Annotated in this window: 18 protein-coding genes; 4 read left to right on the top strand and 14 right to left on the bottom strand. The window is 59.9% G+C overall.

Annotation, left to right across the window (positions count from 1 at the left end):
- The first annotated feature begins 18 nt into the window (after positions 1-18).
- A complete protein-coding gene (locus ICY20_RS02955; protein WP_194936886.1) occupies positions 19-2,502 on the top strand; it encodes a ligase-associated DNA damage response DEXH box helicase in 2,484 nt (827 codons plus the stop codon).
- Entirely contained in the window at positions 2,502-3,152 is a 651-nt protein-coding gene (pdeM, locus tag ICY20_RS02950; RefSeq protein WP_194936885.1) for a ligase-associated DNA damage response endonuclease PdeM, read from the top strand. Before ICY20_RS02955 ends, pdeM begins: the two co-directional genes overlap by 1 nt.
- 3 nt (positions 3,153-3,155) lie before the next feature.
- Here pdeM and ICY20_RS02945 read toward each other — a convergent pair whose 3' ends face one another.
- Together ICY20_RS02945 and dcd are read right to left on the bottom strand one after the other, a co-directional pair.
- Positions 3,156-3,353: a hypothetical protein gene (locus ICY20_RS02945; RefSeq protein WP_010212420.1), complete on the bottom strand. Its 198-nt coding sequence runs from the start codon at positions 3,351-3,353 to the stop codon at positions 3,156-3,158.
- Between the two features lie 107 nt (positions 3,354-3,460).
- The gene (gene dcd, locus ICY20_RS02940; protein WP_010212421.1) at positions 3,461-4,027 is read right to left on the bottom strand and encodes a dCTP deaminase; all 567 of its coding nucleotides are present in this window, start codon (positions 4,025-4,027) and stop codon (positions 3,461-3,463) included.
- Between the two features lie 389 nt (positions 4,028-4,416).
- On the opposite strand from dcd, the gene ICY20_RS02935 reads away from it, so the two are divergent.
- Positions 4,417-4,626: a cold-shock protein gene (locus ICY20_RS02935; RefSeq protein ID WP_002554837.1), complete on the top strand. Its 210-nt coding sequence runs from the start codon at positions 4,417-4,419 to the stop codon at positions 4,624-4,626.
- A gap of 212 nt (positions 4,627-4,838) precedes the next feature.
- Here ICY20_RS02935 and rpoS read toward each other — a convergent pair whose 3' ends face one another.
- The 8 genes from rpoS to ICY20_RS02895 all read right to left on the bottom strand — a co-directional run bounded on the left by rpoS (position 4,839) and on the right by ICY20_RS02895 (position 11,957).
- Positions 4,839-5,843 carry an RNA polymerase sigma factor RpoS gene (gene rpoS, locus ICY20_RS02930; RefSeq protein WP_159956536.1) on the bottom strand — a complete coding sequence of 335 codons (1,005 nt, stop codon included), beginning with the start codon at positions 5,841-5,843 and terminating at the stop codon, positions 4,839-4,841.
- A 105-nt stretch (positions 5,844-5,948) separates the two neighbouring features.
- Positions 5,949-6,785 (bottom strand): peptidoglycan DD-metalloendopeptidase family protein, encoded by an 837-nt coding sequence (locus ICY20_RS02925; protein WP_159956538.1) that lies wholly within the window; start codon positions 6,783-6,785, stop codon positions 5,949-5,951.
- Positions 6,786-6,993: 208 nt separating this feature from the next.
- Complete coding sequence (locus ICY20_RS02920; protein WP_194937095.1) at positions 6,994-7,629, bottom strand: protein-L-isoaspartate(D-aspartate) O-methyltransferase; 636 nt, start codon at positions 7,627-7,629, stop codon at positions 6,994-6,996.
- Between the two features lie 41 nt (positions 7,630-7,670).
- Positions 7,671-8,420, bottom strand: coding sequence for a 5'/3'-nucleotidase SurE (surE, locus tag ICY20_RS02915; RefSeq protein ID WP_159956542.1), 750 nt, complete (start codon positions 8,418-8,420; stop codon positions 7,671-7,673).
- Complete coding sequence (gene truD / locus ICY20_RS02910) at positions 8,408-9,466, bottom strand: tRNA pseudouridine(13) synthase TruD (protein WP_194936884.1); 1,059 nt, start codon at positions 9,464-9,466, stop codon at positions 8,408-8,410. The genes surE and truD overlap by 13 nt, the downstream gene beginning before the upstream one ends.
- On the bottom strand, positions 9,463-9,936 hold the full coding sequence (gene ispF, locus ICY20_RS02905; protein ID WP_025855145.1) for a 2-C-methyl-D-erythritol 2,4-cyclodiphosphate synthase: 474 nt from the start codon (positions 9,934-9,936) through the stop codon (positions 9,463-9,465). Before ispF ends, truD begins: the two co-directional genes overlap by 4 nt.
- Before the next feature lie 54 nt (positions 9,937-9,990).
- Complete coding sequence (fghA, locus tag ICY20_RS02900) at positions 9,991-10,836, bottom strand: S-formylglutathione hydrolase (RefSeq protein ID WP_159956546.1); 846 nt, start codon at positions 10,834-10,836, stop codon at positions 9,991-9,993.
- Between the two features lie 8 nt (positions 10,837-10,844).
- Positions 10,845-11,957, bottom strand: coding sequence for an S-(hydroxymethyl)glutathione dehydrogenase/class III alcohol dehydrogenase (locus ICY20_RS02895; protein WP_159956548.1), 1,113 nt, complete (start codon positions 11,955-11,957; stop codon positions 10,845-10,847).
- Between the two features lie 109 nt (positions 11,958-12,066).
- Here ICY20_RS02895 and ICY20_RS02890 point away from each other — a divergent pair, with 109 nt between their 5' ends.
- On the top strand, positions 12,067-12,963 hold the full coding sequence (locus ICY20_RS02890) for a LysR substrate-binding domain-containing protein (protein WP_159956550.1): 897 nt from the start codon (positions 12,067-12,069) through the stop codon (positions 12,961-12,963).
- Between the two features lie 129 nt (positions 12,964-13,092).
- Here ICY20_RS02890 and ispD read toward each other — a convergent pair whose 3' ends face one another.
- The 4 genes from ispD to kdsA all read right to left on the bottom strand — a co-directional run bounded on the left by ispD (position 13,093) and on the right by kdsA (position 16,539).
- Positions 13,093-13,800 (bottom strand): 2-C-methyl-D-erythritol 4-phosphate cytidylyltransferase, encoded by a 708-nt coding sequence (ispD, locus tag ICY20_RS02885; protein WP_194936883.1) that lies wholly within the window; start codon positions 13,798-13,800, stop codon positions 13,093-13,095.
- Complete coding sequence (ftsB, locus tag ICY20_RS02880; RefSeq protein ID WP_194937094.1) at positions 13,797-14,081, bottom strand: cell division protein FtsB; 285 nt, start codon at positions 14,079-14,081, stop codon at positions 13,797-13,799. The genes ispD and ftsB overlap by 4 nt, the downstream gene beginning before the upstream one ends.
- 165 nt (positions 14,082-14,246) lie before the next feature.
- Positions 14,247-15,536 carry a phosphopyruvate hydratase gene (gene eno / locus ICY20_RS02875; protein WP_159956556.1) on the bottom strand — a complete coding sequence of 430 codons (1,290 nt, stop codon included), beginning with the start codon at positions 15,534-15,536 and terminating at the stop codon, positions 14,247-14,249.
- 157 nt (positions 15,537-15,693) lie between these two features.
- Positions 15,694-16,539, bottom strand: coding sequence for a 3-deoxy-8-phosphooctulonate synthase (gene kdsA, locus ICY20_RS02870; RefSeq protein WP_010563535.1), 846 nt, complete (start codon positions 16,537-16,539; stop codon positions 15,694-15,696).
- Positions 16,540-16,541: the final 2 nt, after the last annotated feature.

Raw genomic sequence — 16,541 nt, 5'->3', positions numbered from 1 at the left:
CAGAGCGTCAGCGCACGCATGGCAAAACCTCACGACTTCGCCAAGCAATGGTTTGCCGCCAAAGGCTGGAAGCCGTTCGCCTTTCAGAAAGCCGTGTGGGCGGCGGTCAAGGCTGGCCAATCGGGTTTGCTGCACGCCAGCACCGGTGCCGGTAAAACCTATGCGCTGTGGTTTGCCGCCCTTAACCGCTTCGCCATCACCCGCCCACCCACCAGTGGCAAACGCAAACCGCCCACCGAGCCCCTGACGGTGCTGTGGATCACCCCCATGCGCGCGCTGGCGGCCGACACCGCCCGCGCCCTTGAAGCGCCACTGGGGGCGTTAGAGATTCCCTGGAGCGTCGGCCTGCGCACCGGCGATACCAGCAGCAGCGAGCGGGCACGCCAAACACGGCGCCAACCCACTGCCCTGGTCACCACCCCGGAAAGCCTAACCCTGATGCTCGCCCGCGCCGACAGCGAGGTGAGCCTGGCGAACGTGCGCATGGTGGTGGTGGACGAATGGCACGAGCTGATCGGCAATAAACGCGGTGTGCAGTTGCAACTGGCCTTGGCGCGGCTGCGGCGCTGGCACCCTGATCTGATGGTGTGGGGGATTTCGGCGACGCTGGGTAATCAATCCCACGCCTTGGACGTCTTGATCCCACAAGGCGATGGCATCAACGTGCAAGGGCAGACGGCCAAAGAGCTGCGTGTCGACACCTTGTTGCCGCCGACTGCCGAACGGTTTCCCTGGGCCGGGCATATCGGCTTGAAGATGCTGCCCAACGTGGTGGCCGAGGTTGACGCCAGCAGCAGCTGCCTGGTGTTCACCAACACGCGGGCGCAATCGGAAATCTGGTACCAGGCACTGCTGGATGCCCGCCCGGACTGGGCAGGGGTGATTGCGCTGCACCATGGCTCGTTGTCGCGGGAAACCCGTGACTGGGTCGAGCGGGCCTTGAAAGAAGGCCAGCTCAAAGCGGTGGTGTGCACGTCGAGCCTGGACCTGGGGGTGGATTTTCTGCCGGTGGTGCGGGTGTTACAGATCGGCTCGGCCAAAGGCGTGGCGCGCCTGATGCAACGTGCCGGGCGCTCGGGGCATGCGCCGGGGCGGCCGTCGCGGGTGACGCTGGTGCCGACCCATAGCCTGGAGTTGGTGGAAGCGGCTGCCGTTCAGGATGCAATTGCCCTGCGACATATCGAGGCGCGGGAATCGCCTTACAAGCCGCTGGATGTGCTCGTACAACACCTGGTAAGCATGGCGCTGGGCGGTGGCTTTACGCCCGATGCGCTGCTGGCCGAAGTGCGCGGCGCCTGGGCTTATCGCGACCTGACGGATGAGGATTGGGCCTGGGCCTTGGGTTTTGTGCGCCACGGCGGTCTGTCGCTGACCGCTTATCCGGATTACCGACGCGTGGAGCCCGACGAACACGGCATCTGGCGCGTGCCCGATGCACGGCTGGCGCGCCGCCATCGCATGAGCGTGGGCACCATCGTCAGCGATGCCAGTATCCAGCTGAAATTCTGGAGCAAGGGCGGTGGCGGCAAAAACCTCGGCAGTGTCGAGGAAGGGTTTATCGCCAGGCTCAAGCCCGGTGATGGGTTCCTGTTTGCCGGGCGTTTACTGGAATTGGTGCGAGTGGAAAACATGACCGCCTACGTGCGCCGCAGTACTGCGAAAAAAGCCGCCGTACCGCGCTGGAATGGCGGGCGCATGCCCCTTTCCAATGAACTCGCGCAGGCGGTCGTGGAGCGCTTGGATGCGGCAGCCCACGGCCAGTTCGCGGGGCCGGAGATGCAGGCGGTGCGCCCCTTGTTGCAGACGCAGTTGCGCTGGTCCGGGCTACCGACGCGCGAGCATCTGTTGGCTGAAACGTTGAAATCCCGTGAAGGGTGGCACTTGTTTCTCTACCCATTCGCCGGGCGTCAGGTTCATCTTGGCTTGGCCAGCCTGTTGGCGTGGCGAGTCAGTCAACAGCAAGCGGTGACCTTCTCGATTGCCGTGAATGATTACGGCCTGGAGTTGTTGAGTGCCACTGAGGTGGAATGGCCTGCATTACTGGTAGACGGTGCGCTGCTGAGCCCTGACCACTTGCTGCATGACGTGGCTGCCAGCCTGAATGCCGGGGAACTGGCCTTGCGCCGCTTTCGCGAAATCGCACGCATCGCCGGGCTGGTGTTTGCCGGCTACCCCGGCGCGCCAAAGAGTACGCGGCAGGTGCAGGCATCCAGTGGCTTGTTCTTCGAAGTGTTCAAGCAATATGACCCGCAGAACCTGTTGCTGACCCAGGCCGGGGAAGAAGTCCTGCGCGATGAGTTGGATATTCGCAGGCTTGAAGAGACGTTAAGCCACCTGTCGGCGCTGAAACTCGACCTGCGCCTGATCGAACGACCGACACCGCTGGCCTTCCCACTGCTGGTTGAGCGTATGCGCGAGAGTATGAGTTCGGAAAAGCTCTCAGAGCGCATTGCGCGGATGGTCAAAGACCTGGAAAAAGTCGCAGATAACGGGAAGCGTTGATGCACTATTCACTGATACTTGAGGGCGAGGAGCTGTGGTTGCTGGCGGACAAGGCCATCTACTGGCCCGCGCGCCGCTGCCTGCTGATTGCCGACGCGCATTTTGGCAAGGCCTCGGCCTATCGCAGCCTCGGGCAACCGGTGCCGCAGGGCACCACTGCCGCCAATCTGGAGCGCCTGGATCGGTTGCTGTCGGCGTATGCCTGTGACCAGATGATCTTTCTCGGGGACTTTTTGCACGGCCCTGGCTCACACGCCAGCGGCACCTTGGGCGCCCTGCGCGCCTGGCGTGAACGTCATTCGGGGCTGGTGATGACCCTGATTCGCGGCAATCACGATAAACGCGCAGGCGACCCGCCCGCAGACTTGCGGATAGAGGTCGTGCCTGAGCCGCTGCTGATGGGCCCCTTTGCGTTGCAGCACGAACCGCACGCACATCGTAGCCACCACGTACTGGCTGGGCATGTGCATCCGGTGTACCGCTTGCGCGGCAAGGGGCGGCAGAGCTTGCGGCTACCGTGCTACCAAATCGGCACGCAGATAAGCCTGCTGCCGGCATTTGGCGCGTTTACCGGGGGGTACGCAGTGGAACAGGGCAATGACCGCCGAATCTTTGTGATTGGCGATCATGATGTCTGGCCGATAGCCTAAGAATCAGGCGACTGGAGCGGGAGGTGGCTCGTCCGGCAGGGTTGGCTCACCGGGCTCGGTAGGCTGTGGGTAATCCGGCTCGGGTTGGCCGGGAATGCCGCCCGCGTAGGCGGGATCGGCCATCAGGGACCAGGCCAGAACACCAATCTGGTTGGGTTCAAGCCGAGCAAGTTCTGCGCTGATTCGCGGGTCGATCTTCATACGGTACTCCTCAAGCGTGGCTCGACGCGTTTTGCACGCGCCGAGGCAGTACACCCAATAGAGTCACTTCCCGCAGACAAATTCCCTTCGCGTGTAAGACCTTTCGATCAAGCGCGCGGGAGAGTGACGCCGCGCTGGCCCTGATACTTGCCTGCACGATCTTTATAGGACACTTCGCAGGCCTCGTCAGACTGTAGGAACAGCATCTGCGCCACGCCCTCGTTGGCATAGATCTTCGCCGGCAAGGTGGTGGTGTTGGAGAATTCCAGGGTCACGTGGCCTTCCCACTCGGGCTCAAGCGGCGTCACGTTGACGATAATGCCGCAACGCGCGTAGGTGCTTTTACCCAGGCAGATGGTCAGCACGTCACGGGGAATACGGAAGAATTCCACGGTGCGCGCCAGGGCGAAGGAGTTTGGCGGGATGATGCACACGTCGCTCTTGACGTCGACGAAGCTCTTTTCGTCGAAGTTCTTAGGGTCGACGATCGCCGAGTTAATATTGGTGAACACCTTGAATTCATCGGCGCAGCGCACGTCGTAGCCGTAGCTGGAAACACCGTAGGAGATCACCGGGGCATCGCCCTGGCCACGGATCTGGCGCTCGACGAACGGTTCGATCATGCCGTGCTCTTGCGCCATGCGGCGAATCCACTTGTCCGATTTGATGCTCATGGCGGGTGTCCTGAATAGCGAGGTGGAAAAATTCTGTGGGGCATCTTACCGGGGCCGGCGTTGGGGTTCAAAGGCCATACGGCTTTTCTTGACGAATGCGCCGCTGGCTATAAGCCACAGCCCGCGGGGCGGGCACTCGTATTGCCCCGCCAGGGGACGGTAAATACCACCGCCAGTCACGAAAATAGAGAAACCTTCGGAAATACCATTGGCACGTTCCGGAAAAAGGGTTAAGGTGGCGCCACTGTGCTGCTTGTGTCACTGAGAATCTCTACACGATATGTTGAATTTCGATCCAACCATCTCCAAGAATTTTTCCTGCTCTTTGCACTCAGTCTCGGCCAGGGCTTTTCCTGAGTCGCAGTTAACTTTGTCCAAGGAGATACACCATGTCTAATCGCCAAACTGGTACCGTTAAGTGGTTCAACGATGAAAAAGGCTTCGGCTTCATCACTCCACAATCCGGTGACGACCTGTTCGTTCACTTCAAAGCTATCCAATCCGACGGCTTCAAAAGCCTGAAAGAAGGCCAACAGGTTTCTTTCATCGCTACCCGCGGTCAGAAAGGCATGCAAGCTGAAGAAGTTCAAGTTATCTAACTTGTACTGACTTAGTCGAAAAAACCCCGCCCTTAAAAGCGGGGTTTTTTTATGCCTGGGATTTGGCTTTGCGCCAATAGATCGCCAGACACAAAACAATGTGGGAGGGGGCTTGCTCCCGATAGCGGTGATTCAGTTGATACTTTCATCACTGATACACCGCTATCGGGAGCAAGCCCCCTCCCACCTTTTGTACTGCGTCGTTCTTGCTCTTATTGGAACAACGACTCACTCGACAAGCCATTCTTCTCCAGGATCTCACGCAAGCGCTTGAGCCCTTCTACCTGGATCTGCCGCACCCGCTCACGGGTCAAGCCGATCTCCAGGCCTACATCCTCCAGGGTGCTGCTCTCATGGCCGCGCAGGCCGAAGCGGCGAATCACCACCTCACGCTGCTTGTCGGTGAGCTCAGACAACCACTGGTCAATACTTTGGGAAAGATCATCGTCCTGCAACAGCTCGCAAGGATCTGTAGGCCGATCATCGGTGAGGGTGTCCAGCAGGGTTTTATCCGAATCCGGACCCAGCGAGACATCGACTGAAGACACGCGCTCATTCAAACCGAGCATGCGCTTGACCTCCCCTACCGGCTTCTCCAGCAGGTTGGCGATTTCTTCAGGCGAAGGTTCATGATCGAGTTTTTGCGTAAGCTCACGCGCTGCCCGCAGGTAGACGTTGAGCTCCTTGACCACATGGATCGGCAAACGGATCGTACGGGTCTGATTCATGATCGCCCGTTCGATGGTCTGGCGGATCCACCAGGTGGCATACGTTGAAAAGCGGAAACCCCGCTCAGGGTCGAACTTCTCCACCGCCCGGATCAAGCCCAGGTTGCCCTCCTCGATCAGGTCCAGCAGCGACAGCCCACGATTGACGTAGCGTCGGGCGATTTTCACCACCAGCCGCAGGTTGCTTTCAATCATGCGCTTGCGCCCAGCCGGGTCGCCCTTTTGCGACAAGCGCGCAAAATGGACTTCTTCTTCGGGGGTAAGCAGAGGGGAAAAGCCGATTTCATTGAGATACAGCTGGGTCGCGTCGAGCGCCCGTGTGTAATCAATGTACTTGTGTTGCTTTAACGCGGTGGAGTTCTTGGATTTGGTGCGAACTGAAGGTACAGCAGGTCCCTCATTCGACATCGAATCCATATCGATACCGGTCTCCACAAGGAGAACCTCATCGTCGATGTCAAACTCCGGCGCTTCTTTACTGAGAGCCATTGTTATAGTCCTTTGGTGAGTTCGACCTCAAGCTCTAGCGACGCCTATATCCTTGGCAACGCTCGAGCCTGTTCCTTCTACGTGAGGGAACAGGCTGGCAACACATCAACGACGGGGTAGGAATTGCAGCGGATCTACAGGCTTCCCTTGGCGGCGAATCTCAAAGTGCAGTTTCACCCGGTCTGTACCCGTTGAACCCATTTCGGCAATTGTCTGTCCGACTTTGACCTGCTGCCCCTCCCGAACCAACAGCCTACGGTTATGACCGTAAGCACTGACGTAGGTATCGCTGTGTTTGATGATGACCAGCTCGCCGTAGCCCCGTAAACCACTCCCGGCGTACACCACTGTCCCATCAGACGCAGCTAAAACAGGCTGTCCCAAATCCCCGGCGATATCAATGCCTTTATTCAAACTACCGTTTGAAGAGAATTTTCCAATCAGCACCCCGTTTGAGGGCCATCCCCAACCTGTCGGAGCAGGCCCGGCAGGGGGCAAAGGAGCCGGTGCCGGCTTGCTCGCAATCGTTGGCGAGGCAGTGCCTGCGGGCCTGGTGATGATCGTGGTTTTGCTCGAAGACGACGGCGAAGACGTGCTGTTTGTCACGACCGCAGGGGGCGTTGAACCGGTGCGCCCGTCGAAGCGAATTGTCTGACCCGGATGTATCGTATAAGGCACAGGAATATTGTTACGAGCTGCAAGCGCCTTGTAGTCCCAGCCATAACGGAAGGCGATCGAGAACATCGTATCGCCCTTGCGCACCACATATTGGCCGGTGGTCACCGTGGGCTTTTGCGGCGCAGCATTATTGCGGTCAACCACCCGCGCGCCGCTGCTCGGCGAGCTGGAACACCCTACCAACACGGAGCTGAAGACGAGGCCAAGCACCAGTCGCTGAAAGCTTGTTTTACTCATACGCTGCGCAAGACCTGTGAGACTCACCCGCCGCTCCCTTTATGGTGGCTGAACATGAACGCCTGTATCAGGCTTGAAATATGACGCAAGTATAACTGGGCATTGACGTTTTACCGGCACACGACTGAAACGAAAAATTCATCATGTTTAACGCCGGCGTTCGACCATGTTGACTCAATAGACCCCGCCGTAAGACACATCCCCACCCACAGAATTCACTGCCAGCGAAAAATGATCATGCCAGCGGGCCATTGAGCAACGGTACAAAGCGCACGGCGCCCAGCACATGCCGTGAAAAGCCTTCGGCCTCACGGATAATGAGCATCAATTGTTGCACTTCGCCGGAGCCCACCGGGATGACCAGCCGCCCGCCAGGGGCCAGTTGGTCGAGCAACGCTTGCGGCACATCGGTGGCCACGGCGGTGACGATGATGCCGTTGTAAGGTGCCAGCGCCGGCCAACCCTCCCAGCCATCACCCCAGCGGAATACCACGTTGCGCAGGTTCAGCTCTGTCAGACGTTCCTTGGCGCGATCTTGCAGCACCTTGATACGCTCGACCGAGAACACCCGCTCAACCAATTGCGACAACACGGCCGTCTGGTAACCGGAGCCGGTACCGATTTCCAGTACCTTGTCCAACGGGCCCGCCGCCAACAGCAGCTCGCTCATGCGTGCCACCATGTACGGCTGGGAGATGGTCTGGTTATGGCCGATAGGCAGCGCCGTGTCTTCGTAGGCACGGTGGGCCAGGGCTTCATCGACAAACAAGTGCCGAGGCGTACGCCGGATGACTTCCAACACCTGGGCGTTGGACAAGCCCTCTTCGTACAGGCGCTGGATCAAACGCTCACGGGTTCGCTGGGAGGTCATCCCGATGCCACGGCGCAACAGGTCGTCTTGTTCGCGAGCCATCAGTTCAGCGCCTCCAGCCAGCCATCGAGACTACTGAAGGCATCACTGAAGGTGCGATCGAGTTGCAACGGGGTAATCGAGATATAGCCTTGCATCACCGCATGAAAGTCTGTGCCGGGGCCACCGTCCTCGGCGTCGCCCGCCGCAGCGATCCAGTAGCCTTCCTTGCCACGCGGGTCAACCAGCTTCAATGGCGCAGCCGCGCGGGAACGATGCCCGAGGCGCGTCAATTGAAACCCGCGAATGTGTTCAAAGGGCAAGTTGGGGAAATTAACGTTCAGCACCGTGCGCGGTGGCAGGTCCAGGGAGCTATGGGCCTCCACCAGCTTGCGTGCGAAATAGGCAGCGGTGGGCAGGTTGTCCAATTGGCGCGAAGCCAACGAGAAAGCAAACGAGGTTCGGCCCAGAAAACGTCCCTCAAGTGCAGCCGCAACAGTACCGGAATACAGCACGTCATCGCCCAGGTTGGCGCCGAGGTTGATGCCCGATACGACCAGGTCCGGCTCCCGATCCAACAAGCTGTTGATTGCCAGGTGCACGCAGTCGGTGGGCGTACCGTTCACGCTGATAAAGCCATTGGCCAGAACCTGCGGGTGCAGGGGACGGTCGAGCGTCAGCGAACTGCTGGCGCCGCTCTTGTCCTGGTCGGGGGCAACCACCACGCACTCGGCGTAATCTTCCAGCGCTGCATGGAGCGCGGCAAGGCCGGGTGCGGTGGCACCGTCATCGTTTGATATCAGAATACGCATGGGCTGTCCGTCTGCCCCACCGGCACCAGATCAACAAGCTCGCGCACCAGTACAGTGGCGAAGCATCCGGCCGGCAGGACGAATTCCAATTGCAGAATGTCAGGACCGGGATAATGCCACGTCAACCCGCCAATGGGCAGTCGCAGAATGCGCCGTTCCTGGCTCATGCCGGCATTCACCAGCCAATCGCGCAGGTCAGCCTCACCTGCGGCAACCGCTTGTTCCAACGCGTGGGTGGCACCGCTGGCCGGCGAGTCGCCTTCGCCCCACTGCGGGCCGGTGGGGTGCAGGTCCAGGATCGCCAGGCGCGGGTCGCTGCATTCAGCCTCCCCCGCCGGGAAAAAACTGCGACTGTCAGTAAACGCCAGCAGGTCGCCGACCTGGGCGCGCTGCCAGGAGCCGTCGGCAACCCGCGCCGCCAGCACTTTGTTGAACAGAAAGCTGCGGGCGGTGGACAGCAGACGCGAACGCACATTGCGCTGCTCCGGCAAGGCCTTGCGGGCAGCCCATTCGCGGGCATCCACCACATTGCCGCCGTTATGGCCAAAGCGCTGGGCACCGAAGTAATTGGGAATGCCCTGCTGTGCAATCAGTTGCAAGCGCGCGTCGATGGCGGCGGTATCACCAGCCAGTTGCGTCAGGCGCAAGGTGAAGCCGTTGGCCGAATGCGCACCGCGTTGCAGCTTGCGCTTATGGCGAGCGGTCTTGAGGATCTTGAGGGTGTCGTTTTCAGCCGCACTCATGTCCGGGTCGGCCTTGCCTGGCAGCTGTACGCTGAACCACTGGCGGGTCAACGCCTGGCGGTCCTTGAGCCCGGCATAGCTGACGGTGCGCAACGGCACGCCAGCAGCCTTGGCGATACGCCGCGCCGCCTCTTCAGTGTTAAGGCCGCGCTTCTCCACCCACAACCACAGGTGCTCACCTTCGCCGGTCAGCGGGATGTCGAGTACTTCATCGACCTGGAAGTCTTCAGCGCTAGCTTTCAGTACAGCGCTGCCCAAGGCCTCGCCATAGGCCCGCGGGCCCAGCAGTTGCAGGTCGTTCATGCGCGCAGCAACAGGGCGACGGAGTGCACCGCAATGCCCTCTTCACGACCGGTAAACCCGAGCTTTTCGGTGGTGGTTGCTTTCACGTTCACTTGATCCAATTCAATGTGCAGATCCGCAGCGATCAGCGCGCGCATCGACTCAATATGGGGGGCCATTTTCGGCGCCTGGGCGACGATGGTGTTATCGACGTTGCCAACCTTCCAGCCCTTGGCATGGATCAGGCCGACCACATGGCGCAGCAATACCCGGCTGTCCGCACCCTTGAAGGTTGGGTCAGTGTCCGGAAAGTGCTTGCCGATATCGCCCAACGCCGCCGCGCCGAGCAAGGCATCGCTCAAGGCATGCAGCACAACGTCGCCGTCGGAATGAGCCAGCAACCCATGGTGGTGTGCAATGCGCACGCCGCCCAGGGTGATGAAATCGCCTTCGGCGAAACGGTGCACATCATAGCCGTGGCCAATACGCATAAAAAAACGCCCCGATTTAATTCAGGGCGTGATTCTACCTACTTTTGCCTCACATTAACCGAGCAAAGCACGGCCATGGTGTCGCAAATGGTCTTCGATGAAGCTGGCGATAAAGAAGTAGCTGTGGTCGTAGCCGGGTTGCAGGCGCAGTTCCAGCGGATGGTTGGCCGCTTTCGCCGCTTGCTGCAAGGCTTCTGGCTTGAGCTGCACGGCGAGGAAGTCGTCGCGATCGCCCTGATCCACCAGCAGCGGCAGCTTTTCGGCGGCTTCGCTGATCAGTACGCAGGCATCCCATTCGCGCCATTTCGAGCGCTCTTCTCCCAGGTAACGGGAGAAGGCTTTCTGGCCCCAAGGGCAATCCATCGGGTTGTTGATCGGCGAAAACGCCGACACCGACAGGTAACGCCCCGGGTTGCGCAACGCACACACCAACGCACCGTGGCCGCCCATGGAGTGGCCGCTGATACCGCGCTTGTCCGAAGCCGGGAAATGCGCTTCAACCAATGCTGGCAATTCCTGCACCACGTAGTCATGCATCCGATAATGCTTGGCCCAGGGTTCTTGGGTGGCATTCAGATAGAAGCCCGCGCCAAGACCGAAGTCCCACGCGTTGTCCGGATCACCCGGCACGCCGGGACCGCGCGGACTTGTGTCCGGCGCGACGATGATCAGCCCCAGCTCGGCGGCCATGCGCTGGGCACCGGCCTTCTGCATGAAGTTCTCATCGGTGCAGGTCAAGCCGGACAGCCAGTACAGCACCGGCAACTTGCCGCCCTGCTCCGCTTGCGGCGGCAGGTAGACGGCGAAGGTCATGTCGCAGCCGAGCACTTGCGAGTGATGCTTGTAGCGTTTATGCCAGCCGCCGAAGCTCTTCTGGCACGACAGGTTTTCCAGACTCATGGCCGACCTCAGAAGTGGATGACGGTACGGATGCTCTTGCCTTCATGCATCAGGTCAAACGCTTTGTTGATGTCTTCCAGGCCCATGGTGTGGGTGATGAAGGTGTCCAGCGGGATCTCGCCGGTCTGGGCCATTTCAACGTAGCTTGGCAATTCGGTACGGCCGCGCACGCCGCCGAACGCCGAACCGCGCCAGACGCGACCGGTGACCAGTTGGAATGGGCGGGTAGCGATTTCCTGGCCGGCACCGGCCACGCCGATGATCACCGACTCACCCCAACCTTTGTGGCAGCACTCAAGGGCAGCACGCATCAGTTGCACGTTACCGATGCACTCGAAGGAAAAGTCCACGCCGCCGTCAGTCAAGTCGACAATCACGTCCTGGATTGGGCGATCGTAGTCTTTCGGGTTGATGCAATCGGTGGCGCCCAGTTGCTTGGCGATTTCGAACTTGCCTGGGTTAATGTCGATGGCAATGATGCGACCTGCCTTGGCTTTCACCGCACCGATGATGGCCGACAGACCAATACCGCCGAGACCGAAGATGGCCACGGTGTCGCCCGGTTTGACCTTGGCAGTGTTGATCACTGCGCCGATACCGGTGGTGACGCCACAACCCAGCAGGCAGACTTTTTCCAGGGGGGCTTCTTTAGGAATCTTGGCCACGGAGATTTCCGGCAGCACGGTGTACTCGGAGAACGTCGAGGTACCCATGTAGTGGAAAATCGGCTGGCCCTTGTAGGAGAAACGCGTAGTGCCGTCTGGCATCAAGCCTTTGCCCTGTGTGGCGCGAATGGCCTGGCAGAGGTTGGTCTTGCCCGACAGGCAGAATTTGCACTTGCCGCATTCCGGGGTGTACAGCGGAATCACATGGTCGCCCACGGCCACCGACGTCACGCCTTCACCGATGGCCTCAACCACCGCACCGCCTTCATGGCCGAGGATCGACGGGAAGATGCCTTCCGGATCGGCGCCCGACAGGGTGTAGGCGTCGGTATGGCACACGCCGGATGCGACCACGCGCAACAGCACTTCGCCAGCCTTGGGCATGGCGACATCCACTTCAACGATTTCCAGAGGCTTCTTGGCTTCGAAGGCTACAGCAGCGCGGGACTTGATCATCCGGGTTTCTCCAAGGAATTAAAAACTGAGGCGCAGAGTGTAAAACATGGCCCAGTGATTAATAATCCGAACAAAAGCAAAACATTATTGCTGTACAGGGATAATCCTCATGCTGGAAAACCGCTGGGAAGGCATCGATGAGTTTGTCGCGGTGGCTGAATGCAGCCAATTCACTGCGGCGGCGGAGCGCTTGGGCGTGTCTTCGTCCCACATCAGCCGGCAAGTGGCGCGCCTGGAAGAACGCTTGCAGACTCGCTTGCTGTATCGAAGCACTCGCAAGGTGACCCTGACCGAGGCCGGGCAGACTTTTTTGCAACATTGCCAACGCCTGCAAGACGGCCGCGAAGAAGCATTGCGTGCGGTGGGCGACCTCACCAGTGAGCCCAAGGGCATGTTGCGCATGACTTGCGCCGTGGCTTATGGCGAGCGTTTTATCGTGCCGCTGGTCACGCGGTTCATGGGGCAATATCCGCAGTTGCGGGTGGACATTGAGCTAAGCAATCGCCAGTTGGACCTGGTGCACGAAGGCCTCGACCTGGCGATTCGCCTGGGGCGCTTGCAGGACTCACGCATGGTCGCCAGCCGCCTCGCGCCGCGACGCATGTATCTGTGCGCGTCGCCGTCCTACCTGGCACGGTACGGTCGGCCACATAGCTTGTCGGAACTGAGTCGGCATAACTGCCTGATTGGCAGTACGGATATCTGGCAACTGGCCCAGGACGGGCGCGAATTTTCCCAGCGGGTGCAGGGAAACTGGCGCTGCAACAGTGGGCAGGCGGTGCTGGATGCAGCGTTGCAGGGGGTTGGGTTGTGTCAGTTGCCGGATTATTACGTGCTGGAGCATCTGCACAGTGGCGCGCTGGTGTCGTTGCTGGAGGCGCACCAGCCGCCGAATACGGCGGTGTGGGCGCTGTATCCGCAGCAGCGGCATTTGTCGCCGAAGGTGAGGAAGTTGGTGGACTTTTTGAAGGAGGGGTTGGCTGGGAGGCCGGAGTACAGCCGGTGATTATGGGCAGCCTGGTCGGGCCCCATCGCGGGCAAGCCCGGCTCCCACAGTTGACCGAGTCGTCAGGGGAAAGGGCGATCCAATGTGGGAGCTGGCTTGCCTGCGATGAAGTCGACTCGGTGTCACGAACTAGCGCCGGTTAGCCCACCGCAACCGCAACCACTCCAGATCCTCGGGCCGAGTCACCTTGATATTGTCCGAGCGCCCTTCGATCAAACGCGGCGCCTGCCCGGACCATTCCATGGCGGAGGCTTCATCGGTGATCACCGCATCAGCCACCAGGCTGTCGGCCAACGCGCGATGCAAGGCGCCCAGGCGGAACATCTGCGGCGTATAGGCTTGCCAGATCAGGCTGCGATCGACAGTTTCCACCACACGCCCATGCTTATCGACGCGCTTGAGGGTGTCGCGGGCCGGCACGGCAAGCAATCCGCCTACCGGGTCATCCGCCAACTCCACGAGCAATTTATCCAGATCATCGCGACTCAGGTTCGGCCGCGCTGCATCGTGCACCAACACCCAATCATCATCACTGGCCCCCTGGGCGTTCAGTTGTAGCAGCGCATTGAGCACCGAACCTGAGCGCTCCGAGCCACCGTCCGCACGCTGTATACGCGGGTCGCCAGCACACGCCAGGCCAGGCCAATAAGGATCGTCAGAAGCAACACTGACCACCAAGCCCTTGAGGGAAGGATGGTCGAGAAAACAGCCAAGGCTGTGTTCGAGAATTGTGCGCCCGCCCAATTGCAGGTACTGCTTGGGACGGTCCGCAGCCATACGGGCACCGACGCCCGCGGCAGGAATCACGGCCCAGAAGGCCGGCAAACACGTGTTCATTTGGCCAACTGGTAGAGGGTCTCGCCCTCCTTGACCATGCCCAACTCATGGCGAGCCCGCTCTTCAACGGTCTCGGTCCCCTTTTTCAGCTCAAGCACTTCAGCATCAAGGACGCGGTTGCGCTCCAGCAGGATCTCGTTTTCGGCGTGCTGTGCAGCAATTTGCTCGGTCAGGTCTTTCACCTGCGCAAAGCTGCCATTACCGACCCAAAGGCGGTATTGCAGGCCAGCCAGCAACAAGAGCAAGACGAGGAACAACCAATTGGGACTGCGCATCGAAATCCGGGTATCCAGTAAAAAAAGACAGCCATGTAAAACTTTTGAAGCAACTGATAGCACGAAGCCTGGAAGAACCAGGCTTGTGCTAGGTAGCCATCAGATTAGCGTCGAAATCTACACTGTCGTGAGTTTTCCGACGCAATCCGCCGACTTTTTACCATTTACGAATCAGCCGCGAAACTCACCGCGACCGTTGTACTTGGCCTTGCCAGCCAGTTGCTCTTCGATACGCAGCAATTGGTTGTACTTGGAAACGCGATCAGAACGGCACAGGGAACCGGTCTTGATCTGGCCCGCCGAAGTGCCCACGGCCAGGTCGGCAATGGTCGAATCTTCGGTTTCGCCGGAGCGGTGCGAGATCACGGCGGTATAGCCCGCAGCCTTGGCCATCTGGATGGCTTCCAGGGTTTCAGTCAGCGTGCCAATCTGGTTGAACTTGATCAGGATCGAGTTGGCGATCGACTTGTCGATGCCTTCTTTCAAGATCTTGGTGTTGGTCACGAACAGGTCGTCGCCCACCAGTTGGATCTTCTCGCCGATTTTGTCGGTAAGGATTTTCCAGCCGTCCCAATCGGATTCGTCCAGGCCGTCTTCGATCGAGATGATCGGGTAGCGTTCGGTCAGGCCCTTCAGGTAGTCAGCGAAACCTTCGGAGTTGAACACTTGGCCTTCGCCGGACAGGTTGTATTTACCGTCCTCGTAGAACTCGCTGGCCGCGCAGTCCAGCGCCAGGGTCACGTCGGTGCCCAGCTTGTAGCCAGCGTTAGCCACGGCTTCGGAGATCACTTTCAGCGCATCTTCGTTGGACGCCAGGTTGGGTGCAAAACCACCTTCGTCACCCACCGCAGTGCTCAGGCCACGGGCCTTCAGTACTGCCTTGAGGTGATGGAAAATCTCGGTGCCCATGCGCAGGCCTTCGGAGAAGGACTTGGCGCCAACCGGCTGAACCATGAATTCCTGGATGTCGACGTTGTTATCGGCGTGCTCGCCACCGTTGATGATGTTCATCATCGGCACCGGCATCGAGTAAACACCCGGAGTGCCGTTCAGGTTGGCGATGTGGGCGTACAGCGGCAGGTCCTGGTCCTGGGCAGCGGCCTTGGCAGCAGCCAGGGATACGGCGAGGATAGCGTTGGCGCCCAGGCTGCCTTTGTTTTCGGTGCCGTCGAGCTTGATCATCGCAAGGTCAAGGGCTTTCTGGTCAACCGGGTCTTTGCCCAGCAGCAGGTCGCGGATCGGGCCATTGATGTTGCCTACGGCCTTGAGTACACCTTTGCCCAGGTAACGGCTCTTGTCGCCATCACGCAGTTCCAGCGCTTCGCGCGAACCGGTAGACGCACCGGACGGCGCGCAGGCGCTGCCGATGATGCCGTTATCGAGAAGCACGTCGGCTTCGACGGTGGGGTTGCCACGGGAGTCGAGAACTTCACGACCTTTGATGTCGACGATTTTTGCCATTGTTGTAAACACTCCAAAGTTGACGAAAACGACGCAGCTGAAGGGAAACTTTTGACCGACCGCAAGGGTGGAACAACGGGGCAGGCTTGCAGGCGACAAGGCTCAGGCCCGGGGGCCTGAGCTCCTTGCGTGGGATACTTTACCGGAGAAACACTGCTTACGCGGTTTCTACCGTCGGAAAACTCTTGACCAGTTCGTCCAACTGCTTGAGCTGGGCCAGGAATGGCTCCAGCTTGTCCAGGCGCAGGGCGCATGGGCCGTCGCACTTGGCGTTGTCCGGGTCCGGGTGGGCCTCCAGGAACAGACCAGCCAGGGACTGGCTGATGCCGGCCTTGGCCAGGTCCAGCACCTGGGCACGGCGCCCACCCGCAGAGTCGGCACGACCACCCGGCATTTGCAGCGCGTGGGTCACGTCGAAGAACACCGGGTATTCGAACTGTTTCATGATGCCGAAACCGAGCATGTCCACCACGAGGTTGTTGTAGCCGAAGCTCGAACCACGCTCGCAGAGGATCAACTGGTCGTTACCCGCTTCGACGCACTTGTTCAGGATGTGTTTCATCTCCTGGGGCGCGAGGAACTGGGCTTTCTTGATATTGATCACAGCGCCGGTCTTGGCCATCGCGACGACCAGGTCGGTCTGGCGCGACAGGAAGGCCGGCAACTGGATGATGTCGCACACCTCGGCGACCACGGCAGCCTGTTCAGGCTCGTGGACGTCGGTGATGATCGGCACGCCGAAGGCTTGCTTGATGTCCTGGAAGATCCGCATGCCTTCTTCAAGGCCTGGGCCGCGATAGGAGGTCACGGACGAACGGTTGGCCTTGTCGAAGCTGGCCTTGAACACGTAAGGGATACCCAGTTTCTGGGTGACCTTTACGTACTCTTCACAGACCTGCATCGCCATGTCGCGGCTTTCGAGTACGTTCATGCCGCCAAACAGCACCATGGGCTTGTCGTTGGCAATCTCGATGTCGCCGACGCGAATGATCTTCTGGGCCATCA

Origin of the sequence: Pseudomonas pisciculturae (assembly GCF_015461805.1) — a bacterium.
Classification (GTDB): Bacteria; Pseudomonadota; Gammaproteobacteria; order Pseudomonadales; family Pseudomonadaceae; genus Aquipseudomonas; species Aquipseudomonas pisciculturae.
Note: the sequence above shows the minus strand (reverse complement) of the source record. Positions and strands in the feature narration are given on the sequence as shown.